This window comes from Chromatium okenii, assembly GCF_016583745.1.
Classification (GTDB): Bacteria; Pseudomonadota; Gammaproteobacteria; order Chromatiales; family Chromatiaceae; genus Chromatium; species Chromatium okenii.
Window position 1 is genome coordinate 1 of sequence record NZ_NRRQ01000010.1, and the last position, 22,191, is coordinate 22,191.

Below are 22,191 nucleotides of genomic sequence, written 5' to 3' on the forward strand. Positions count from 1 at the left end.
TTTGGAACGCTACTTCTATCGAACTGGAATAAGCATTATGGAAGCAAAAAATAAGATCGTGCGCAGTGCCGTGCGATTTTATTTATCAGCACCATTGTATGGCTTGTTCGCAACTGCGTAACTCCTAGATACTAAAAATCATAGATTTTTATAGGTGTTTAGCAACGGCTGTTCAGCGCGGAAATAATCCAACACCTTGCGCACATAATCCTGCGTTTCGGCATACGGCGGAATTTGCCGTCCGTGTTTCAATACTGCGCCTTCGCCAGCGTTATACCCCGCCAGCGCGAGGCGCAAATCTTGATTAAACATATCCAATAAGTCGCGCAAATACGCCGCCCCGCCGCGCACATTTTCCATTGGATCAAAGCTATCCGACACGCCATACCGCGCTGCCGTGCCGGGCATCAATTGCATCAAACCTTGTGCGCCCGCTGGCGACACCGCCGCCGGGTTGTAACTGGATTCGGCGCGAATCACCGCGTGCAGCAGCCCCGGCGACAACCGATAACGCCGCGCATTCGCCAGCACGAGCTGATGCACCGTCGCCCGCCGTTGGGTTTGCGAGCCAGACAACGGTTTTGCCCGCGCTGGGCGCACCCGCTCACCACTGCTGCGGCTGATTTGCGGGAGCGACGCACTCTTTTCCTGCACCGACGAGCGTTGCCATTCCAAACGATACCGCTGATTTTTCAACGGCGTATCGGTGAAATAAACGTTGCCCGCGCTATCGACGTACTTAAAAATATCGGCCGCCGCCGGCATCCAACTCATCGCGCCCACGCTCGCCACCACTGCCAAAATCATGTTGCGCATCATTGTCGCCCTCAATACAACGCTTGATGTTTTGTGATCATTCTATGCGATTACTGCTTGCACTTCGTTTAGGCTTAATCGGTATTAAAAGCCAATACGAATGGCAATGAAGCATTCATAAACAAAGATATGCAGATGAAAGAGTTACAATTCTCAGCTTTTGTCACGTCTCAACAACCTTGTTGAATCAACAGCCGCGCTGCTGTGATTGCTTTCTCCGCTTCCTCACTTATAATCGCGCCCTTAAATTTGAGGCAATGTCAATAAGCAACGATCCCGCGCTGACGGGGTTTGGTGCGGAGAATTTAATGAATCGACGTTATTTTTTAGGCGCATTGTTGGCGGCAGCGGCAACGCCGGTGCTGGCAAGTTCTACTCGTGAACGTCCTCGCCAACTGTCCTTTCACAACTTGCGCACCGACGAGCGGTTGAGCGTGGTGTATCGCATCGGCGACCGTTATCAGCGGGCAGCATTGGGACAGCTCAATCAGTTTTTTCGGGATGTCCGCACCGGCGACGCCGCGCCGATGGACCCGCAGTTATATGACCTGCTCTACGACGTGAAAGATTCGCTCGGCGATCCTGATGCCCGTTTTGAGGTGGTGAGCGCCTATCGCTCGCCGCAAACCAACGCGCTGCTGCGCAAAACCTCCAACGGCGTCGCTCGCAACAGCCTGCATCTGCGCGGGCAAGCGATGGATGTGCGCTTCCCAGATTTATCCCTGCGACACCTGCGCGATGCCGCTCTCGAACTCGGACGCGGCGGCGTCGGGTATTACCCGCGTTCCGATTTCGTTCATCTCGACACCGGCACCGTGCGGCATTGGGGGGCGTAATTCGGGAATAAAGCGTTGAATCGCAACGCTTTTGCGATTCAACTCAGCACCCGCAGCGTCACCGTCAAATCTGGCACGTCCAGCTCGGCGACCGCCAACCGCAGCACCTGATTGAGTTCCACCTCTTCCCGCAGCCGGACTCGCGTTTCCAGCGCCAGCTCCGGCACCAACACCACCGCCTTGCGTTCCTCACGTCCGACCACGATGCCCTCACCGCGCCAGTCGGAATGCGCCTGTAAAAACAATATCTTCCAGTGCAAATTAGAGAAACGTTCACCGCGCCGAATGGCGATGGTTGCCGTGTCGGCCTCGCCGCAGCGTTCCATAATTTGCTGCGCGGTCAACGGCTCCCGCCCGGCGAGCCAAGCGCGGAGTTGTTGATGCACCAGCAAATCGGAATAGCGCCGCAGCGGACTGGTGGCGCGGGTGTACAGCGCCAACCCCAGCCCCGCGTGCGGCTCCGCCGTCACTGACAGGCGCGTCGGTTTGAAGCAGCGCCGCCGCGCAAACATGCCCGCTAAATCAGTCGGTTCCTCGCCCCCGTCCGGCGGCATCTGCGTCGCAAACGGAATGGGTATGCCGTGCGCCAAACAGGTCGTCGCCACCGCTTCACCCGCCATCACCATCGCGTCCATCACCAGCCCGCGACTGGCGAGCTTGAGCAGCGGGCGGATGCTGATCACGCCGTCTGCCACGCGAATGCTGACATCTGGCAGTTCTAAATGCGTGGCACCTGCGGCGACGCGGCGAGCACGAAACCGAGTGGTGATCGCGGCGATCTCGGCAAACGGCGCTTCGTGCAGCCGCAGCTCAACTGCCTCATAACTCAGGCGCTCAACCCGCACCCAACTGCGGCAGATGTCAATGTTGCTGAGAGTGCCGTCTGCCGCGCAGTGAAATCCAAATGACAGCGCCGGTGAAATCGGCTGCAAACCCAAGCCCAACTGTGCGGTGAGCGCCAGCGGCAGCATGTTGATGATGCGGTCGGGCAGATACAGATTTGCGCCCCGCGACCGCGCTTCTTGATCCAACTCGCTGTCTGGCGCGACCAGCGCAGCAACGTCGGCGACGTGAACCCACAACCGCTCACCGTCGAGACTCACCGCATCATCCGGGTCTTGATTGCCTTCGTCATCAATGGCGTAAGCGGCAAGATGCGTGAGATCAACGCGCTCCTCGTCGGGCAACGGCGGCAGCGTCAGCGCGGGATCGGTCAACGGCGCACCGCAGCGCTGCGGATGCGGATTGTGCTGCGGCTGCCAATAACCGACCTGCGTCAACAGGCGCTGCGCACTGCTGGGCGTTTGCGGATGACCCAGCGCAGTGAGCACCTTGCTGTGCTCGGCTTGACCGAGCGCCAGCCGCTCCACTTCGGCGAGACGAGCGGCATCTTCAGCCGCTGGTTGCGCGGCTTTCATCCGCAGCAAAAAGGCTTGCCACTCGCGCTCGGCAGCAGCTTTCGCCTCACGCTCGGCGATTTCCTGCGCAACGGCGGCGCTGGTGCGTACAGCAATCACCTGCGGGCGACCGCTGAAATGCAGCCCGGCGGCGACCTGTTGCCATGTCGCCCACGCCGTCGCTGGGGTGAAGATGTCAAATGCCAATTCCGCCAAATCCTGCAAAGTGGTCTCGCTCCCTTCCAGCAACTCCCATGCCGCCATCAATTCGCCGTCAGGGGCGGTGAGATCGGCGAGGCTGGCGACGGGGCCGGGATGGAGCAATTCAACATCTTTGGGACGGACGCGCTTGCAGCCGCCGCTCAATTCGATTTCGATTTTTTCGCCGATGCTTACCACTCGCGCCGGACGATTTTTATACAGCACGAGACTGGCGACGGGTGGATTGGCTTGATGTGTCAACAAAGCGGGAAGTTCCTGTTGGTGAAAGCAGTTGGCAGTTGTCAGGTAGCGCGATGGGCTGGCTGATTATGGCGATAAGTTGGCGTGGTGGCAGCGCACCAGTCGCCCGTCTCCAAACTGGCTGACGGCGGGATAACTGCTGGCGCAGATCGCGCTGGCGACGGGGCAACGCGGATGAAAATGACAGCCCGACGGCGGCTGGCGCGGCGAAGGCAGCTCGCCTTCTAAACGGATGAGCGGACGCCGCGCTGCCGGATCAATCACCGGCGCAGCAGACAACAGCGCCTGCGTGTAGGGATGACGCGGATCAGCGAGGAGAGCGGCGACTGCGCCCTGTTCGACGATCCGCCCCAGATACATCACCGCCACTTGGTGCGCGAGATATTCGACCACCGCTAAATTGTGGGTGATAAACAGATACGTCAGCCCCAGCCGCTCTTGTAATTCTTTCAAAAGATTGAGGATTTGCGCTTGCACCGACACATCCAGCGCACTGGTGGGTTCATCGCAAATCAGCAAGCGCGGCTCCACTGCCAGCGCCCGAGCGATGCAAATCCGCTGCCGTTGCCCGCCAGAGAATTCGTGCGGATAGCGGGTGCTGGCGCTGGGATCAAGTCCGACTAATTCCAATAATTCCGCCACGCGGCGCATTCGCTCGGCGCGACGCGGGGCGAGTCCGAGCGCGTGCAAGCCTTCGCCGATGATGTCGCCGACCAGCAGGCGCGGATTCATCGCCGCAAAGGGGTCTTGAAAAATGATCTGCACTTGTTGGTGCAGCAGGTGGCGCTGGCGCGAGGTAGCGCGGCGCAGATCAAGCATGGTGGGCGCTGACGCAGTGGCGGTGTGGAGGCGGTAACGCATCGCACCGCCGGTGGCGGGCAGCAATTTGACGATGGCTTTGCCGACGGTGGTTTTGCCGCAGCCAGATTCGCCGACCAGCGCCAGCGTTTGTCCAGCGAGCAGATCGAGCGTCACGCCGTCCACTGCTTTGATGTGACCGACGGTGCGGCGAAATAACCCGCGCTGAATTGGGAAATGAACTTGTAAGTCAACGAGTTGCAGCAGCGTTGGCGGTTGGCGGTTGTCAGTTGGCGGTGAATCTGCACCCGCACTGACAACTGCCAACTGACAACTGCCAACTTCCCCCTCAACCCGCCAACACCGCACTCCGCGCCCATCCGCGCTCACTTGCCAGCGCGGTGGTTCAGAGCGGCAGATGTCCAGCACTTCCGCGCAGCGGTCGGCAAAACGGCAGCCGCGAAATTGCGTCTCCAGCGGCGGCACCCGTCCGGGAATCGTCGCCAACCGTCCGCCGCGTTGCGCCGCACTCGGCAGGCTCGCCAACAATTGACGGCTGTAAGGATGCGCGGGAGCGGCGAAAAACTCCGCCACGCTGGCGGTCTCCACGATCTGGCCGGCATACATCACCGCCAGTCGCTCCGCCGTTTCCGCCACCACGCCCAAATCGTGGGTAATCAACAGCAGCGCCATGCCCGTCTCGCGCTGCAAATCTTTCAACAATTGCAACACCTGCGCCTGAATCGTCACATCCAACGCCGTCGTTGGCTCGTCCGCAATGAGCAGTTGCGGCTTGCCCGCCAGCGCCAGCGCGATCATCACCCGCTGTTTCATGCCACCGGAGAGTTGATGCGGATAATCGGAGCAACGCAGCGCCGGATCAGGAATCCCAACCGCCTCCAACAGCGCAATCACGCGGTCGAAGTCTGTGAGATCGGACGCTCGCAGCGCCTCGGCAATCTGCACTCCCACCGTCAACACCGGATTGAGCGCCGTCTGCGGCTCCTGAAAAATCATCGCCATGCGCCGCCCGCGCACCTGCCGCATCTCCGCCTCGGTCAGTCGCAGCAATTCGCTGTCACCCAGCCGCACCGCACCGCTGACAATCCGCGCTGCCGGTGGCAACAGCCGCATTAACGCCAATGCTGTCAACGACTTACCGCAGCCAGATTCACCCACCAGCGCCAGCGTCGCGCCAGCCGCCAATTCCAACGTCACCCCGTCAATGACCCGCAACGGCGCAGTGGCGCTACCCAAGTCAACAGTCAACTCCTTGACGGCGAGCAATGGCGCAGTCATGGCAGCACCGTCGTATCGGACGCGCTGGCGCTGGGCAGATGGTGCCGTTGTGCAGCCGTCAAAATCCCGCGCAAGATATTGATTTCAGTGCGATCTGGGCTGGCGCGATGAAACAACCGCCGCAGCCGCCGCATCAATTTGTGCGACTGCGCCGGATCGCCAAACTGAATCACGCGCAGCGCCTGCGCGAGATGCGCGTGAAAACTTTCCATCTCATCCGCCGTCGCCACATCTCGCGGCGGATCAAGCAATTGCTCACCGTGCGCAGCGCGAGCCGCCCGGCGGAGTTCATACGCCAACACCTGCACCGCAGCGGCTAAATTCAACGAACTAAACTCAGGATTGGTCGGGATGTGAACCAGCGCCTGACATCGCGCCAGCTCCACATTCGACAAGCCCGAACTTTCGCGCCCAAACACCAGCGCCACCTCGCCATGCGCAGCTTCCGCCAACAAGCGTTGCGCAGCTTCCGGCGGCTCCAATAACGGCCAGTCAATCGTCCGCAAGCGGGCGCTGGCACCGATCACCAGCCGACAATTCACCAACGCCTCCGGCAGCGTCGCATGACGACCGGCGTGCTCGAGCACATCATCTGCGCCCGATGCTCGCGCCAGCGTTTCCGCATCAATCGGCGGTTTTGGTGCCACCAAATCCAGCCGCGACAACCCCATCGTTTTCATCGCCCGCGCCACCGCACCGATATTGCCGGGATGGGTGGTTTCCACCAACACGATGCGGATGCGCGTCAGCGCCGAGGTCATTTCGTCTATCATGCGTCGTCACATCATCAAAAACTATGCGGTATCTGCCCATAATACCGCGATTGCCTCGGAATCTCCGTCACATGCACCCAAGTTTGAACATCGCCATTCGCGCCGCTCGCAGCGCCGGTAAATTATTGCTGCGCTATTCAGATCGGCTCGATCAAATTCAAGTAGAAACCAAAAGCCGCAATGATTTTGTCAGCGAAATGGATCGCGCTGCGGAAGCCACCATTATTCAAGAATTGCGCAGCCGCTTTCCCGATCACGCCATCATGGCAGAAGAAAGCGGCGAACAAGGTGGCAACAGCGACTTTCAATGGATTATTGATCCGCTTGACGGCACCACCAATTATTTACACGGCTTCCCGCAATTCTCCGTATCCATTGCGCTGCGTTATAAAGGCGTTTTGGAATGTGGCGTTGTTTATGATCCGCTGCGCGAAGAATTATTTACTGCCGCACGCGGGCAAGGCGCAAAATTAAATGATCGTAAATTGCGGGTTGCCAATCGTCTGTCATTAGAAGGCGCATTGATTGGCACCGGCTTTCCATTCCGCGATCAGCGCCATATCGACGCCTATTTGGGCATGTTCAAAGCAATGACATTAGCCACTGCGGGAATTCGCCGCCCCGGTTCAGCGGCATTAGATTTAGCTTATGTCGCTGCTGGTCGCACTGATGGATTTTGGGAAATTGGCTTATCGCCTTGGGATTGCGCGGCTGGCGCGATTTTGATTTTAGAAGCTGGCGGTATGATTACTGATTTTGCAGGCGGCAATCGTTATCTCGACACCGGCAACATGATTGCAGGCAATGCGCGTGTGCATCGCGCCATGTTGGAACTTATCACGCCATTTTTAACCGAACCGCTGCGGATGTAATACGCAAATAATGGTTGCAATGCAATCAAACAGCGGGGCGCTGAATCATTCAGCGTCCCGCTGTTTTATCTAAAACAATACGTTTACTTTATTCCCGTTGCTGGTCAGCACAAAACGCTGCATCCAGCACATTTATTTGTTTATTGCGAGTGAGCGGGCGCGGAGTGCGAAAACACATTTATTATCTGCAACATTATGCGGATGACATTTTAGACATGAATGCTTTCAATTGTACCAGCACTGCTGGGATTTCTACCGTTGCCGTCATCCACACTGTATCCGCGTTAATATCAAAATAGGCGTGTATCAAACGATTGCGCATTCCAACGATAGCTTTCCAAGGAATATCCCTTGTAACACTTTGGGTTTCATCTGACACTTTATTAGCTGCTTCACCAATAATTTCAATCGCCCGAACCAGCGCAAACAGCAGCATCCGATCGCTATTCAGTTCCGTGCGGTGACGCCCGGCAATAAACTGTTGCACATCTTCCGCTGCTTCGATCATATGACGCAGACGAATTTCATCGTTATTGTGCATATTGCACCTCAGCCGTGCGCAATACTTCATCTCGAAAATAGTGCGAGAGATCGTTTGCTGTACGCAGATCAACTTGCTTTCCCAGCATTTCCGATAACTCGATTTCCATGCTGGCAATTTTTAGCAAACCCGGAATATGTTCCAGCTCAAATTCAACTAACAAATCCACATCGCTATCTGCCCGAGCGGTTCCTTTTAGATGCGAACCAAACAACGATAAACGGCAAATGTGATGGTGTTTACAAAAGGAAGCGAGCGTGGCTTGATCGGGAGTGAAGTTGCTATTCATCGCTGTTCCTAGAAATATCCAATTCAAGAAAATGCCAAAGCTGCTATTCGTCATTTGCGCAATATCCATTAACACAGCATCGCGCTGTGCCACATGTCGTATAACGTGATTGGCAATTCCGAGCGGTTGGCGTCATTACACCAGCTTTTCTTTAATTTGCTGACCAATAGAACGTCCCGCTTCATCTTCAGATACCGCAAACAAAAAAAGGCAACGTCCATTGCTGCTGGTTTCCCACTGTTGCCCAACTTGCTTTTTTTCACGCGAATCATCATTGCTTTTATAAAACTCGCCCTTGTATTCAACCGTAAACACCCTGCCATCATTCAATTCCGCAACAAAATCAGGATAAAAACGATCACTGGCAGTTGGTAGCCAAAATGAACACTGCGCTTGGCGTTCGATATTGCGCACCCAGTGTTTTACTTTAGCCTGCATATCAATCATTTGCGCACAGCGAAATTCTTCGCTGATTAAACCGCTGGCGGTGGTTTCGCGTAAATCGTGAATCGTGGGATAAAAATGTTTGCTAAATTGATAACGCCCTTGATAGCAATTCCGCGCTGGATATTTGCCGGGGTCAAATTGAAAACTATATTGGGCAAGTTCCTGAAATGAAGGCGGCACCATTTTGGGTAAATGTTGTTGAAAGCCTTTTTGCATGGCGAGGTGCTGTAAGCGTTCAATTTCTTTGTTAATCGCTCGCACTAATTGCACCCGCCAGCGCACTAATGCGGTTAGCGTAAATCCGCGATCATGGATTAAATGCGCTATTAATTTGATGAGATAGCGTTGTAAATGCAGTTGCGATAATGAAGGACGCCGCAGATGTCGATCTAATTCCCGCAATAAACCGTCTTCTGTGACTTGACTGGGCGCTTCGTTGAGTTGCAAAGCCAGCCCGTCTAAATAACGATAATTCACCTGCTGTTCATTCAGATCAATTTCAAAAGTATTCACGCTTTCAGTCGGGGCAAAACCCGCCAATTGCACGGGATGATCGAGTAAATTCCATTGCCCAACTGCTGCCAACGTTTCTGGTTCGACAACTTCTAAATGATCGTCTAAACGTAAACATAAATGCGGCACTGGTGCAAATTGAATACCTAAATGCGCCGGAGCACGCAGCGCCTGTTGTAAAGCGCGATGTGCGGCGAATTGTTCTTGAATTGCAGCACGCGCTTTTGCAGGCTGCGCTGCACTAATTAAACTTTCAACTTGCGCTAAAGTTCCAGCATCAAGGGCGCTGCTAATCAATAACGTTGCACCTTGCGTGGTGGGGCGAATATCAATCGCTGCTTTAATACTTGCCGGCCAATGGCGCGTGTCTGGTAATTGCGGCACTTCAATAGAATAAGCGGGAATGGTAACGGCGTTATTTGCGCCACCAGTCAAAGGTGATACCGTTTGCGGAATCAGTACTGCCGCCAATTCTAACCGTTCAAATCCCATATTTTGCACCAGCCGATCCGTTAAAGTCGCAGCGGCGCTGGCAAAACTCTCTGCGATCACATGTGCATAAGCGCAATTCAATGCCGCTTGTTCGCGCATTTTTGCGTAGGGCATCCGCAATACGCGCCCTAATAATTGCTCAATATCTTTGGCAGATTTTATGTTTTGCAATGACGCCAATACATAAGCAAATGAACAATCCCAACCTTCTTTTAAGGCTTCAATCGTAATGACAACGCGAATCTGGCAACTGCGCTCGAATAAATTGATGCCGTCAAGTTCTTTTTGGGTGCCGGTGGCAATAGCAATGTGCTGCTCTGGAATCTGTTCATGCTCAATGAGATATTGCCGCACCACGTCTACCGTCGCCTCTCCGCCTTTGGACGCAGCTTGCACTAATAAAATCGGGCGGATGTGATCCGTTTCTTTTTGCGCCGTTAATTCTAATTGGTTGCGATTTAAGACCGCATCGCTTAAACATGCCTGCCAGCCGTCGGGATGTTCTAATAATACGATGGGCAATTTAATCATCTGTTCGGCTTTTAATTCTTGCGCGGAGACCGAATACAGCACGTTATTACCAGCGACTGGCGTTGCGGTGAGTTCAATCACGGCGCTGGGATTGAGGCGTTGCAGCGAATTAAAAAATCGCGCTGTGCGATTGTTATAGCCAAGCCAGAATAAATTGATTGCGGCACAACAGTAGGATTGAAGGTGCTGCGCCGATTTTAACAATCATTTTGTGGTGGATCGACTATATGCGCTTCGTCTACAATAATTAACGGCTGTTGCAAATGGAGCCAGTTGGCAATTGAATACTTGATGCGCCCTATATCATTGGCAGTTAAAAATGGCTGCGCGGTTAAATCGGCAGCAGTGACGCATTCTAAAGCAGTCGCGCCGTGCGTCGGTAATTGCGCGAAGTGTGCGGCGAGGTTTTCATCAAACGCATATACGTTGCGCTGTTTGGTGTCGGTGATATTAAATGCTTGAATGGTGGCGACAATGATAATTGCACTTTTTCCAACATCGTGCGTATTGATTGTTGCCAATTCATCTAAATCACAAATGCGCAATTCCGCGCCAAAATGCTGCGCTAAGGCTTGTCGATACGGATGGCGCACATCGCTCAACGCTTCGAGCGTTTGGCGGCGGATCGTGTCCGATGGCGTCAGCCACAGCGCAACCGGCGCGGGATTGTCACTGCGGGCGGCGCTCGCCAGCGCGATGAGATGCGCCGCCAACAGCGTTTTGCCGCCGCCGGTCGGAATCCGCAAACACACGCACGGCGTCGCGCCAAACAGCGGTTGATAGTCGATTTCGTCGCGCTGTTGGGCGTTCAAACTGGCGCGAAAGGCGACGGGCAGCGGTTGCTCGCGGCTGGCAAGTAAAAACTGCTCCAATACGTCAAGTGCTTGTTGTTGATAGGTTTTGAGTTGCAGCATTGCGTTTATCGTCCCGTGACATCGTAGGGAAGTTGTTTGAAAACAATCCGTTCTGCCGCCAGCCGCGTTGCGCCCAAGCGCGTCAGGTCGCCATAAATGACGCAAGCGCCATCGTGCGTTGCCAGCGATTTGAGCCAGTCAAGCACGGCGGCAGTCAATAAATTGCCTTCTGCCGAGCGCAACGCGCCGAGAATGTCTTTATAAAGCAAGTAGTAAGCAACGCCGTTGTGAATGCCCAGCAGCGGATTTGTGAAGGACGCAGGTGCAGGTGTGCCGGTTTCGAGATGCCAGATGTAGGCGGCGAGCGTGGCGAAATCGACCGCTGGATTTAATTCGCCTTGGGAATGAAATACGGCTGCGCCTAAAGTACAAAAGCGAAATCCGCCGCCGCCCGTCCAATTCACAGCGCCGCTAATTCCACCCGCTTCTCCAGCAATGACTTTTTCTAAACGCGGAATACAATGGCTGCGAGCATGATCGCCTAATTCAATGCCAATCCAGCGCCGATTCATTTTATGCGCCACCGCAGCAGTCGTGCCAGAACCTAGAAAAGAATCTAATACAATATCTTGTACATTTGTACACGCCTCAAGAATTGTATTAACCAAACCTTCTGGTTTTGGAAAAGAAAACTTGTTTGCTAAACCAAACAACTCTGTACTCTCAAAAGTGCCGTGCTGAGTGTAATGCCCTTCTATTATTGATTGTGGTTTTCTGTGGCGTTCTTTTCCTTCTTGATCTCGCAAATACTGTTTATAAGAAACAGTAAACTTTCCTGCTTTTTCGGTAATTAAAATTTCGTTATTCAACTGCGCTTGAATCACTCTCTCGCGTGACCACTGCCACTGTTTTTCTGGCCAGATTTCTCTCCCATCTGGATGAATAACTGGATATTTAAGGTTGGGACGATCATCCATGCTCGTAGTGGCAAGTGGTTGTAACCGATATGGCCCGCGCACTAAATAATTTTCATCTGAGTATTTGTAGTATTTTTTAACTGCATCTGGATCGGGCGGCAGCCACATTTCAGGAAATAAATCAATCTGTTTGGTGTAACAAATGAGATATTCATGCAATCCCACAAAATGCTTTGACTTAGCGCCGCCGCCATAGCTTTTTTTCCATATAAAGCTGGTTACAAAATTCCGCCGTCCAAAAATTTCATCCATCAGCACTTTCAAATAGTGCGCTTCATTGTCATCAATCGACACCCAGATTGAGCCGTCTTCACTCAGCAAATCGCGCAATAAAACCAAACGCGGGTAAATCATTGACAGCCACGCGCTATGTTCGAGCTTGTCATCATAATGTTCAAAGGCGCTTTGCGTGTTGTAAGGCGGATCAATAAAAATGCACTTTACGCGCCCGGCATAAAAAGGAATCAACGCTTTGAGCGCCAGCAAATTGTCGCCTTGAATTAACAAATTGTCAGCGGCTGCGCCATAAGTCGCCACTTCATTAAGTAAATGAAACGGCACTTCGCGCACCGAGGTTTTAGCGTGTTCTTTGTTAATCCAATCGAGTAATGGCATGATGTGATGCTCTGGTGTGATTTGATGCAATGCGTGATTAAAAAATAATCACGCCGATTTCCAAACTTCATACAGCGTCATTGGCATTTATTCACTTGATCTGACAGAAAAATTGCGCTGCTAGTTTATAACAGCGCAAGTATTACGGCGGATTGAATTACTGCTGCGGTGGGTTCGGGCGCGTTACTGTAGATTTGTTATAACGAAAGCGTTTGCCTTCCAATAACGGTGATTCACACATATAGCGCGTGGCTTGAATAGCATCATCCAGAAATGTCTGTACTGCGGCGGCAATGTCGCTCTCAAGATAACCATAGGTAGCGACTTCATTGCCATCTTCAGCATGATGAATGTAGGGCGTGGTTGGCACTTCAAGGCGATGTAAAGCGAGATGAAACACTTCTGCTGATAAGCCTATCCCGTATAAAACATGCGCCTGCGAGCGAGATAAATAACCCTTCGGAACGCCATTGCGATGTTGCAATTCAACGTGTTCAACGCGGGATTCAAGTTGTTCGGTTTTGCGCGTGATCAAAACCTGCTGTTGTTTCAATCGGTCAATTTCAACCAAACCATGCACCAATGCTGCAAGAACTGGATCGGCAACGGCGGGTTGAGCTGCTCTGTTGGTTAAATGCGCGTCATAAACTTCGACAATCTCAAACTGAACCTCAAAAGCGTTAGCTGTCTCGGATTTCATGCAGATGAAAATCGACTGCTTGCGGTCAAGGTAGTATTCGGTTGCAGGGCGACCAACGCCGCCGTGCTTTTTTTCCACAGCGTACAGAATACTGAATTCATTGAGTTTTTCGCTGTTGCTCTTGATGAGCTTGCGAATCATGCGGGGATCAGCGAACCCCAGTCTTTCAGCTAAATCAATGTCACGAATGCGGAGTTCGCCGTTGACGGGCGTGAGGGTAAGGGTGTTGCGGGATTCCATTTTATTCACCTTAATTTCTTATCACTTGACGCAAAACTGCGCCGGTCGGGAGGGTGATAACGGCTCAAGGTACCGCGTGGCTATTTCCAGTTTGCACCAGTATTGTATTTGCCACACTCCCGACCAGCAATCAAAAAACTCAAAACTGGTGGGTACTAAAAAACCGCCTATCTATCGTGGGCGTTTCCGCCTTGATGAGGTTATCACTCCTCTTAAAGCGAATAAAAACACGAATGATGCTGCGGTGTCAAGTGTGATTGCTGATGGCGACGAGACAGTGAATTGAGAGGACAATGATCTGCGTTATAAAAGCTGTAATGAAGATGCCGGTCGGGAGGGTCGAACGGCTATGTGAGACCGCGTGGCTATTTCCGATTTGCATCGGTATTGCATTTGCCACACTCCCGACCAGCGATTAAAAAACTAGAACTGTGAGATATTGAAAATACCGAATCATTACGGCGGTCAACGACTCATGCAGCATGGCGCAATGTTAGCAGTAATTAAAAAAATAATCACGCCGATTTCCAAACTTCATACAGCGTAATTGGCATTGCCGAGCGCCAGCCGGTGAATTTTCCCAACGGCGCAGCGTGAGCAATTGACAAGCGCGTTAATTCGCCGCCGTATTCGCCATGCAAGCGTACCAATTCCGCTTCCGTTTGTAATGTTACTGCATTTGCAATCAAACATCCGCCCACTTTTAATGCCGCCCAACAGGAATCAAAAACGCCCGCCGTTGTTAATCCGCCGCCAATAAAAATCGCATCAGGCGCAGTTAAATCAATTAACGCTTCTGGTGCGCGTCCAGCGACGATCTGCAATTCCGGCACGCCAAGCGCCTGCGCATTCGCCGCAATTAGCGCCAGCCGCGCTGCGTCGGCTTCAATCGCAATGGCGCGGCAATTGTCGGCAGCTCGCAGCCATTCAATGCCAATCGACCCGCAGCCAGCGCCAACATCCCACAGCAATTGCCCCGGCTGCGGTGCCAATCGCGCCAGCGTCACGGCGCGAACATCGCGTTTGGTCAATTGCCCGTCGTGTTGAAAAGCCGCATCCGGCAGCCCGGCGCGACGGGATAAGCGCAGCGCCGTCGCATCCGCCACGCAGTCCAGCGCGATCACGTTTAACGCCGCACCCGGCGGCTGCGCCCAAGTCGCGGCGATTCCGTCCACACGGCACTCGGCACTCCCGCCCAATTCTTCCAACACCGTTAGCCGACTCGCGCCAAACTCGCGCTCCGTCACCTGCGCGGCGAGCTGCGCGGCAGTCTGCGCATCGGCTGCCAACACCAGCAGCCGCGCTCCGGCAGCGAGATGGAGATTGACCTTCGTCAGCGGTCGCCCGTGCGCCGCAATCACCGTCACCGTTTGCAGTGCCCAACCCATTCGCGCTGCGGCCAGCGTCAGTGCGGAAGGCGCAGGCACAATGCGCAGCTCGTGCAGCGGCAGATGATTCAGCAACGTGCCGGCGACGCCAAACCACAGCGGATCGCCGCTCGCCAACACGCACACTGGCTGCCCGCGATACGTCAACAGCTTCTCAACTGCCAATTGAAACGGGCACAGCCAAGCGCGGCGCTGTTGTCCGGGACGGGCTGGCAAGTGCTCTGCCAGCAGCGTCAAATGCCGCTCGCCGCCGAAAATGAGCGCCGCTGTCGTCAGCGCGTGGCGAGCGTCATCAGTCAAGCCGCGCCAGCCGTCAGCGCCCATGCCGACGACCGTCAACCACGCTGGAGTATCAATTGCGGAGGAATTCATCGTTATCTGGCTCAATCTGGGTGCGTTAATTCCGATAGTTTTCTACCGTATACTTTCAACGGTATCCAGCGCCGCTGGCTCGCATTGATTCAAATCTCAGCCATTGTCCTCATCCTTGGCTGCCTTCACTTGATTGAGACCCGTCCATGATCGATTACAACCGCGATGCGCACGACATTTATCGCCACTCTTTCGCCATCATTCGTGCTGAAACCCGCCTTGACCATTTACCCGCTGATGTCGAACCGCTCGCCGTGCGGATTGTTCACTCCTGCGGAATGCCCGACATCGTGGACGATCTGCAATTTTCTCCCGACGCTGGCGCCGTCGGACGCACGGCATTAGCGGCTGGAGCGGCGATTTTATGTGATAGCCAGATGGTCGCAGAAGGCATCACCCGCTCACGGCTGCCCGCCAATAACGCCGTGATTTGTACCTTGAGCGATCCGAGCGTGCCGGAGCTGGCAAAACAACTCGGCACCACCCGCAGTGCTGCCGCGTTGGAATTATGGCAACAACATCTCGCTGGCGCAGTGGTCGTGATTGGCAACGCGCCGACGGCGCTGTTTCGCTTACTCGAACTGCTCGACGCAGGCGCACCGCGTCCGGCGCTGATTCTCGGTTTACCGGTGGGATTTGTCGGCGCAGCGGAATCCAAAGCGGCATTAGCGGCGGATTCACGCGGCATTCCTTTTCTCACCGTGCGCGGTCGGCGCGGCGGCAGCGCGATGGCAGCAGCAGCGGTGAATGCGCTGGGACGGGAACACGCTTGAGCGCCATGACCACAGGATGTTTATACGGTTTAGGCGTCGGTCCGGGCGATCCCGAACTCATCACGGTGAAGGCGCTGCGGTATCTGCGGGCAGCGCCGGTGGTGGCGTATTACGTCGGCGTCGGCAAAACCGGCAACGCGCTGGCGAGCGTCGAAGCCCATCTCAGTCCCGCGCAGCTCCGTTTGCCGCTGCTGTATCCGGTGACGGGCAAAAAACCGCCACCGCCGTTTGATTACGAGGGCGTGATGCAGGCGTTTTATGACGACGCCGCAGCGCAAGTCGCAGCCCATCTCGATGCTGGACAGGATGTGGCGGTGCTGTGCGAGGGCGATCCGTTTTTTTACGGTTCATTCATGTACTTATATGACCGGCTGGGCGCACGATTTGCCACCGAAGTCGTGCCGGGCGTGTGTTCAGTGGTCGCCAGCGCGGCAGTGTTGCGCACTCCGCTGGTGTACCGCGATCAACGGCTGCAAGTGCTCGCTGGCACCTTGCCAGAACCGACTTTGACGGAGCGGCTGGTGGAGGTGGAAGCGGCGGCGATTATGAAATTGGGCAGCAATTTCGAGAAAGTCCGGCGCGTGATTGTCAAGCTCGGTTTGGAAGATCGGGCGCGTTATGTGGAGCGGGCGACGATGAGTGGCGAGCGGACGGTGCCGCTGGCGGAAGTTGATCCTGAGCAGGTGCCGTATTTTTCGATGATTTTGATTCCCGGCGAACGGTGGCAGCCATGAGCAGTGCCGCGCCGCAAGTGGGACAGTTGACGGTGATTGGTCTCGGCCCGGGTGCGACTGATTGGATGACGCCGGCGGTGAAGCTGGCGCTGGAGCTGGCGCAGGACATCGTCGGCTATACGACCTACGTCACGCTCGCCGGGCCGTTTCGTCCCGAGCAGCGGCTGTTGGATTCCGACAATCGCTGCGAGTTGGAGCGGGCGCGGCTGGCGCTGGAACTCGCAGCGCAGGGACGGCGCGTGGTGGTGGTGTCTTCCGGTGATCCGGGCGTGTTTGCGATGGCAGCCGCCGTGCTGGAGGCGTTGGAGCAAGCCGCTGATCCGACGTGGCATGAGGTGGAATTAACGATTGAGCCGGGGATTTCGGCAGCTCATGCGACGGCAGCGCGAGTCGGTGCGCCGCTCGGTCACGATTTCTGCGTGATCTCGCTGTCGGATAATCTCAAACCTTGGGCGTTGATTGTGCGGCGGTTGGAACTGGCAGCGCAGGCTGATTTCGTGATTGCGCTGTATAACCCCAGCTCGAAAGCGCGACCTTGGCAGTTGGCGCAGGCGCTGGAGGTGCTGCGCCAGCAGCGAGCGCCGACCACGCCGGTGATTTTGGGGCATGACGTGGGGCGCACTGCCGAGCGGGTGACGGTGACGACGTTGGCGGAAATCGAGCCGGAACAGGTGGATATGCGCACCATCGTGATTATCGGCTCATCACAAACGCGCCAATTTCCGCGCTGGGATGGCGCGACTTGGGTGTACACGCCGCGCTGGTATCCAGCGGAATGAAAAAAGCCCCAAGCTGAACGGTTCAGCTTGGGGCTTTTTTTCGAGCGCCAGCAGCGCCGGTTAATCCTGAGTGTGATAACTCAACACGCGCTCAACTTCGTTTTTCGAGCCGAGAATGACCGGGACGCGCTGATGCAGCGATTCCGGTTGCAAATCCAAAATCCGCTGCGTGCCGGTGATGGAACTGCCGCCGGCTTGTTCGACGATGAATGACATCGGGTTGGCTTCGTACAGCAGCCGCAGTTTGCCTGTCGCGCCCTTCTCTTTCATTTTAGAATCAACGGGATACATGAAAATCCCGCCGCGAGTGAGGATGCGATGCACCTCTGCGACCATCGACGCGATCCAGCGCATATTGAAATCACTGCCGCGAGCGCCGTCTGTGCCATCCAAACATTCCTGCACATACCGCTGCACTGGCGGCTCCCAAAAGCGCATGTTGGAGGCGTTGATGGCGAATTCGCGGGTGTCAGCGGGGATCGTCATGTTGGGATGGGTGAGGATGAATTCGCCGATGTTCTGGTCAAGCGTGAAGCCGTTGACACCGTTGCCGGTGGTTAAAACCATCATCGTGGACGGGCCATAGAGCGCATAACCGGCGGCAACTTGCTGGGTGCCCGCTTGGAGGAAATCGCGCTCGGTCGGCGCTTGACCACCGCCCGGGCAGCGCAGAATCGAGAAAATGGTGCCGACGGAGACGTTGACATCCATGTTGGAGGAGCCGTCGAGCGGATCAAAGGTCAATAAATACTTGCCGCGTGGGTATTTCTCAGGAATTGGATAAATATCATCCATTTCTTCTGACGCCATCGCCGCGAGATGTCCTGCCCATTCGTTCGATTTCAGAAACACGTCATTGGACAAGATGTCCATTTTTTTCTGGGTTTCGCCCTGCACATTTTCGCTGCCCGCGCTGCCGAGCACGCCGACGAGTGCGCCGTGATTCACCAGATTGCTGATGACTTTACACGCCGTGACCACGTCATTGAGCAAGGAGGTGAAATCGCCGGTCGCGCCGGTCATGTGGCGCTGTTCTTCGATAATGAACTGGGTGATGCTGGTTCCGTTGTGCATGTGTTCCTCGTCTTATTAAGCACGTCTGAAAACGGTTATTTGGTGTGACGCAGTATAGCCGTTGGCGCAGTGAATCCGTCACTCACGCGCCGCGCACGAGCTGCCCGCTGCGCCCGTCGCGGATGGTGGACGGCTGGCGCGAGGAGCCGCACTGACCAATCAAACAGTAATCCGGTTGTTGACCCAGCGCCCGCCGTAATTGCAGCGCGGTGCGGGCGGGACGGCGCTGGGCGCGATTGGCGCTGGTGGAGACAATCGCGCCGCCGTAGTGACGACAGAGTGCGGCTGCCAGCGGATGAGCGGTCACGCGCACCGCCAGCGTCTCAAAGTCGCCGGTCAACCAGCGCGGCGTCGTCGCTCGCACCGGCAGTAACCAAGTGTGCGGTCCGGGCCAACTGGCGAGCATCTCGGCATCTTGTGCGTCCGCGAGCTGGCGCAGGAAAGGCGTTAATTGCGCGATCTCGGCCGCAATCACGATCAATCCTTTGCGCACCGAGCGATTTTTGAGCGCCAGCAGCCGTTGCACTGCGGCAGCATTCCAAGGATCGCAGCCCAAGCCGTAGACGGCTTCGGTGGGATAGGCGATGACGCCGCCCTGACGCAGGGTGCGGATGGCAAGACGCAAGCGATGTGAAGAGTAATAAGACATGGTCACTGCTCAAAATGAGCGCGTTGGCGCGGAAAAATGGGCGCTGTACCCGCGTTAATGCGGAAAAAATGGCGTTTTAACACCGTTTGGGCTGAAAACATCCGCCGGGCGGTGGTATGCTTACACGTTCTTTGTCGCGGTCAACCCGCGATTTTCTTTGACGGCCCAGGACCAAGCGACCACCTTTTCACTATGGCAGAACAGCCGGACGGGTTAATCACCATTCAAGATTTTGTGCGCTGGGGTGCAAGCCGCTTCAACGCTGCCGGATTATTTTTTGGGCACGGCACCGATAACGCCATTGATGAGGCGGTGCATTTAGTGCTCAGTGCCTTGCATTTGGAACCCGGCTTGCCGAGCGGATTTCGTGACTGCCGCCTCACGCCCGCCGAACGGGTAGCAGTGTGCGATCTGATTGAGCGCCGCATCGTTGAGCGCATTCCCGCGTCTTATTTATCTGGACGGGCATGGTTTGCCGGCTTGGAATTTGCCGTCAATGCGCAGGTGCTGGTGCCGCGTTCACCGATTGCCGAGCTGGTTGAAGCGGGATTTGATCCTTGGATCGACAGCGAAAATATCACCCACGTTCTCGATTTATGTACCGGCAGCGGCTGCATCGGCATTGCAGCGGCGGTGTATTTGCCAGAAGTTGACGTTGATTTGGTTGACATTTCACCCACAGCGTTGGAAGTTGCGCACCGCAACATTGTTCGCCACGACCTTGCCGACCGCGTGCAAACGGTGGAATCCGACCTCTTTGCAGCACTCAGCGGCCGCCACTACGACGTGATCGTTTCCAATCCGCCGTATGTCTCGCGGGCGGAAATGGACACCTTGCCGGCCGAATATCGCAATGAACCGGCGCTGGGATTGTTGGGCGGTGAAGATGGTTTAGACGTGGTCTTGCGTATTCTCGCCACCGCCGCCAACTATTTAACTGACGGTGGTATTTTAATTGTCGAAGTTGGCAATGCCGCCCCCACTTTAGAAATACGTTTACCCACCGTGCCCTTTACTTGGCTTGAATTTGAGCGCGGCGGCGAAGGTGTATTTTTATTAACGCAGCAACAGTTATTAGAACAGCAGATGCACATTGATGAGGCGTTAAAGCAATGAGCCTGCAACGGGCGCGCAGCGTTGAAGAATACATTGAATGGGTAAAACAAGCAGTGTTTGAAATAGACGACTTACGCGCTTGTTTAGAATACGACAGCGAGGAGTTAGCGCAATTCCCCGTATTTCTTGATCCCCTCGACGCCGGTATTAAAGCACTGTACACGGCGATGCAAGAAGGGCGTTATTGCTTCGGGCGCGATGATTTACCCTTTATTGAACTTGCCGCGCAATATGCCGACGCCATCCCTTTTCATACCCTGCTCAACCAAATCAACGCCACCCATCAATTGGGGCTTGATATTGCTGGCAGCGGGGATTCAGCTTAAATTCAATTTTTACGAGCAATGCCGAACGGCAGCATAATTGCGCAACCGTTGGCGGGAGAAAAATAGTGGAACAAGGCGTTTCCTTTGATCTTGAATTAATTCGGCGCTATGACCAAAGCGGGCCGCGCTACACCTCATATCCAACCGCAGTTGAATTCTCTGAAGCCTTTGATGCTGCCGCTTATCAAGCAGCCTGTTTGCGTAGTAATGACAGCGGACGCCCGTTATCATTGTATTTTCATATTCCTTTTTGTGACACCGTGTGCTTTTATTGCGCTTGCAATAAAATTGCCACCAAGGATCGCTCTTTAGCGCCGCCTTATTTAGAGCGCGTGTATAAAGAACTGGAGATGCAAGCGGCACTTTTTGATCGCTCGCGGCGCGTAGAGCAATTGCATTGGGGCGGCGGCACCCCCACTTTTCTCAGTCATGCGCAGATGACCGAATTGATGGACGTCACGCGCCGTCATTTCACCTTGGCAGATGATACGGTTGGCGAATTTTCGATTGAAATTGATCCGCGAGAAGCCAACGCCGCCACGATTAAATTGCTGCGCCAACTCGGTTTTAACCGCATGAGTTTGGGCGTGCAAGATTTTGATCTTAAAGTGCAAACTGCGGTCAATCGCATTCAAACTGAAGCCGAAACGATGGCGGTTTTAGAAGCAGCAATTGCCGAAGGATTTCGCTCCACCAGCATTGATTTGATTTACGGCTTGCCCTTCCAAACGGTAGCCAGCTTTAGCCAGACATTAGAGCGCATTATTGAAGTCAATCCGCAACGCTTGTCGATTTTCAATTACGCGCATTTACCCGAACGCTTCAAACCGCAGCGCCGCATCAATGACGCGGATTTACCCGCGCCAGAAGTGAAGTTAGATATTTTGCAAGCGACCATTGCACGTTTAACCGAAGTTGGTTATGTGTATATTGGCATGGATCATTTTGCCCGCCCGGATGATGAATTAGCGTTAGCGCAACAAGCCGGAACGCTCTATCGCAATTTCCAAGGCTATTCCACTCATGCGGATTGTGATTTGCTAGGAATTGGCGTCACATCTATTGGCAAGGTAGACAATACCTATGGGCAAAATCGCCGCGAACTCGACGAATACTATGCCGACATTGATGCTGGGCGCTTGGCAGTCTTTCGTGGGATTGAATTGAATCGTGATGATTTGATTCGCCGCGATATGATTACCAAACTGATTTGTCATTTCCAATTGGATATGCGCACTGCTGAAGTCACTTGGGGAATTGAATTTGCTGATTATTTTGCAACGGCGCTAAAGAAATTGCAGGGTATGGCGGACGATGGTTTAGTCGAAATCACGCCCACGCATATTCGCATTTTGGCGCGAGGGCGCTTATTGGTGCGCAATATCTGCATGGCATTTGATGCCTATTTAGAGAATAAAACCGGCCCAATTGGTTTTTCCAAAGTGATTTAACTGTAGAGCAATTGGTGCCCGCAAGCTATACTCAACAACTTTCTGATGGCGCGAATAGCGATATTTGCGCTAACCAA

At 54.5% G+C, this 22,191-nt stretch carries 22 protein-coding genes; 9 read left to right on the top strand and 13 right to left on the bottom strand.

Annotated features, from left to right (window positions below; all coding sequences use genetic code 11):
• Nucleotides 1-138 precede the first annotated feature (138 nt).
• On the bottom strand, nt 139-819 hold the full coding sequence (locus tag CKO12_RS05100; RefSeq protein ID WP_420826828.1) for a lytic transglycosylase domain-containing protein: 681 nt from the start codon (nt 817-819) through the stop codon (nt 139-141).
• Nucleotides 820-1,124: 305 nt separating this feature from the next.
• Here CKO12_RS05100 and mepK point away from each other — a divergent pair, with 305 nt between their 5' ends.
• On the top strand, nt 1,125-1,652 hold the full coding sequence (mepK, locus tag CKO12_RS05105; RefSeq protein WP_200153793.1) for a peptidoglycan L,D-endopeptidase MepK: 528 nt from the start codon (nt 1,125-1,127) through the stop codon (nt 1,650-1,652).
• 38 nt (nt 1,653-1,690) lie between these two features.
• Here the strand turns inward: mepK and CKO12_RS05110 are convergent, their stop codons facing one another.
• From CKO12_RS05110 to CKO12_RS05120, 3 genes are all read right to left on the bottom strand, one after another.
• Nucleotides 1,691-3,514 carry a ribonuclease catalytic domain-containing protein gene (locus CKO12_RS05110; RefSeq protein WP_200153660.1) on the bottom strand — a complete coding sequence of 608 codons (1,824 nt, stop codon included), beginning with the start codon at nt 3,512-3,514 and terminating at the stop codon, nt 1,691-1,693.
• A 63-nt stretch (nt 3,515-3,577) separates the two neighbouring features.
• A complete protein-coding gene (locus CKO12_RS05115; RefSeq protein WP_200153661.1) occupies nt 3,578-5,608 on the bottom strand; it encodes an ABC transporter ATP-binding protein in 2,031 nt (676 codons plus the stop codon).
• Complete coding sequence (locus tag CKO12_RS05120; RefSeq protein WP_242466217.1) at nt 5,605-6,381, bottom strand: RNA methyltransferase; 777 nt, start codon at nt 6,379-6,381, stop codon at nt 5,605-5,607. Before CKO12_RS05120 ends, CKO12_RS05115 begins: the two co-directional genes overlap by 4 nt.
• Before the next feature lie 71 nt (nt 6,382-6,452).
• On the opposite strand from CKO12_RS05120, the gene CKO12_RS05125 reads away from it, so the two are divergent.
• Nucleotides 6,453-7,253 carry an inositol monophosphatase family protein gene (locus CKO12_RS05125; protein ID WP_200153662.1) on the top strand — a complete coding sequence of 267 codons (801 nt, stop codon included), beginning with the start codon at nt 6,453-6,455 and terminating at the stop codon, nt 7,251-7,253.
• A 193-nt stretch (nt 7,254-7,446) separates the two neighbouring features.
• Here CKO12_RS05125 and CKO12_RS05130 read toward each other — a convergent pair whose 3' ends face one another.
• From CKO12_RS05130 to CKO12_RS05155, 6 genes are all read right to left on the bottom strand, one after another.
• A complete protein-coding gene (locus tag CKO12_RS05130; protein ID WP_200153663.1) occupies nt 7,447-7,794 on the bottom strand; it encodes a HepT-like ribonuclease domain-containing protein in 348 nt (115 codons plus the stop codon).
• Nucleotides 7,784-8,137 (bottom strand): nucleotidyltransferase family protein, encoded by a 354-nt coding sequence (locus CKO12_RS05135; protein WP_242466218.1) that lies wholly within the window; start codon nt 8,135-8,137, stop codon nt 7,784-7,786. Before CKO12_RS05135 ends, CKO12_RS05130 begins: the two co-directional genes overlap by 11 nt.
• Nucleotides 8,138-8,218: 81 nt before the next feature.
• Entirely contained in the window at nt 8,219-10,147 is a 1,929-nt protein-coding gene (locus tag CKO12_RS05140) for a DEAD/DEAH box helicase (protein ID WP_200153664.1), read from the bottom strand.
• Between the two features lie 116 nt (nt 10,148-10,263).
• Nucleotides 10,264-10,980: a DEAD/DEAH box helicase family protein gene (locus CKO12_RS05145; RefSeq protein WP_200153665.1), complete on the bottom strand. Its 717-nt coding sequence runs from the start codon at nt 10,978-10,980 to the stop codon at nt 10,264-10,266.
• Nucleotides 10,981-10,985: 5 nt separating this feature from the next.
• Nucleotides 10,986-12,512: a site-specific DNA-methyltransferase gene (locus CKO12_RS05150; RefSeq protein ID WP_200153666.1), complete on the bottom strand. Its 1,527-nt coding sequence runs from the start codon at nt 12,510-12,512 to the stop codon at nt 10,986-10,988.
• A 157-nt stretch (nt 12,513-12,669) separates the two neighbouring features.
• Entirely contained in the window at nt 12,670-13,452 is a 783-nt protein-coding gene (locus CKO12_RS05155) for a hypothetical protein (RefSeq protein WP_200153667.1), read from the bottom strand.
• Nucleotides 13,453-13,477: 25 nt separating this feature from the next.
• Here CKO12_RS05155 and CKO12_RS05160 point away from each other — a divergent pair, with 25 nt between their 5' ends.
• Entirely contained in the window at nt 13,478-13,738 is a 261-nt protein-coding gene (locus tag CKO12_RS05160) for a hypothetical protein (RefSeq protein WP_207146272.1), read from the top strand.
• 229 nt (nt 13,739-13,967) lie between these two features.
• On the opposite strand, the gene cbiE is transcribed toward CKO12_RS05160, so the two are convergent.
• Nucleotides 13,968-15,218 (bottom strand): precorrin-6y C5,15-methyltransferase (decarboxylating) subunit CbiE, encoded by a 1,251-nt coding sequence (gene cbiE / locus CKO12_RS05165; RefSeq protein ID WP_420826829.1) that lies wholly within the window; start codon nt 15,216-15,218, stop codon nt 13,968-13,970.
• 140 nt (nt 15,219-15,358) lie between these two features.
• Here cbiE and CKO12_RS05170 point away from each other — a divergent pair, with 140 nt between their 5' ends.
• Genes CKO12_RS05170 through cobJ form a run of 3 tightly spaced genes read left to right on the top strand, consistent with a single transcriptional unit; the run spans nt 15,359 to nt 17,498 of the window.
• Entirely contained in the window at nt 15,359-15,985 is a 627-nt protein-coding gene (locus CKO12_RS05170) for a precorrin-8X methylmutase (RefSeq protein WP_200153670.1), read from the top strand.
• 5 nt (nt 15,986-15,990) lie between these two features.
• Nucleotides 15,991-16,719 carry a precorrin-2 C(20)-methyltransferase gene (locus CKO12_RS05175; RefSeq protein ID WP_200153671.1) on the top strand — a complete coding sequence of 243 codons (729 nt, stop codon included), beginning with the start codon at nt 15,991-15,993 and terminating at the stop codon, nt 16,717-16,719.
• On the top strand, nt 16,716-17,498 hold the full coding sequence (gene cobJ, locus CKO12_RS05180; RefSeq protein ID WP_200153672.1) for a precorrin-3B C(17)-methyltransferase: 783 nt from the start codon (nt 16,716-16,718) through the stop codon (nt 17,496-17,498). Before CKO12_RS05175 ends, cobJ begins: the two co-directional genes overlap by 4 nt.
• A gap of 60 nt (nt 17,499-17,558) precedes the next feature.
• On the opposite strand, the gene CKO12_RS05185 is transcribed toward cobJ, so the two are convergent.
• Entirely contained in the window at nt 17,559-18,572 is a 1,014-nt protein-coding gene (locus CKO12_RS05185; RefSeq protein ID WP_200153673.1) for a class 1 fructose-bisphosphatase, read from the bottom strand.
• An 82-nt stretch (nt 18,573-18,654) separates the two neighbouring features.
• On the bottom strand, nt 18,655-19,221 hold the full coding sequence (gene tsaC / locus CKO12_RS05190; RefSeq protein ID WP_200153674.1) for an L-threonylcarbamoyladenylate synthase type 1 TsaC: 567 nt from the start codon (nt 19,219-19,221) through the stop codon (nt 18,655-18,657).
• A 192-nt stretch (nt 19,222-19,413) separates the two neighbouring features.
• Between tsaC and prmB the strand changes: the two genes are divergently transcribed.
• From prmB to hemN, 3 genes are all read left to right on the top strand, one after another.
• Nucleotides 19,414-20,337, top strand: a complete 924-nt coding sequence (gene prmB, locus CKO12_RS05195; protein WP_200153675.1) for a 50S ribosomal protein L3 N(5)-glutamine methyltransferase — start codon at nt 19,414-19,416, stop codon at nt 20,335-20,337.
• Nucleotides 20,334-20,663 (top strand): general secretion pathway protein GspF, encoded by a 330-nt coding sequence (locus tag CKO12_RS05200; RefSeq protein ID WP_200153676.1) that lies wholly within the window; start codon nt 20,334-20,336, stop codon nt 20,661-20,663. Before prmB ends, CKO12_RS05200 begins: the two co-directional genes overlap by 4 nt.
• A 65-nt stretch (nt 20,664-20,728) precedes the next feature.
• The gene (gene hemN, locus CKO12_RS05205; protein ID WP_200153677.1) at nt 20,729-22,114 is read left to right on the top strand and encodes an oxygen-independent coproporphyrinogen III oxidase; all 1,386 of its coding nucleotides are present in this window, start codon (nt 20,729-20,731) and stop codon (nt 22,112-22,114) included.
• Nucleotides 22,115-22,191 lie beyond the last annotated feature (77 nt).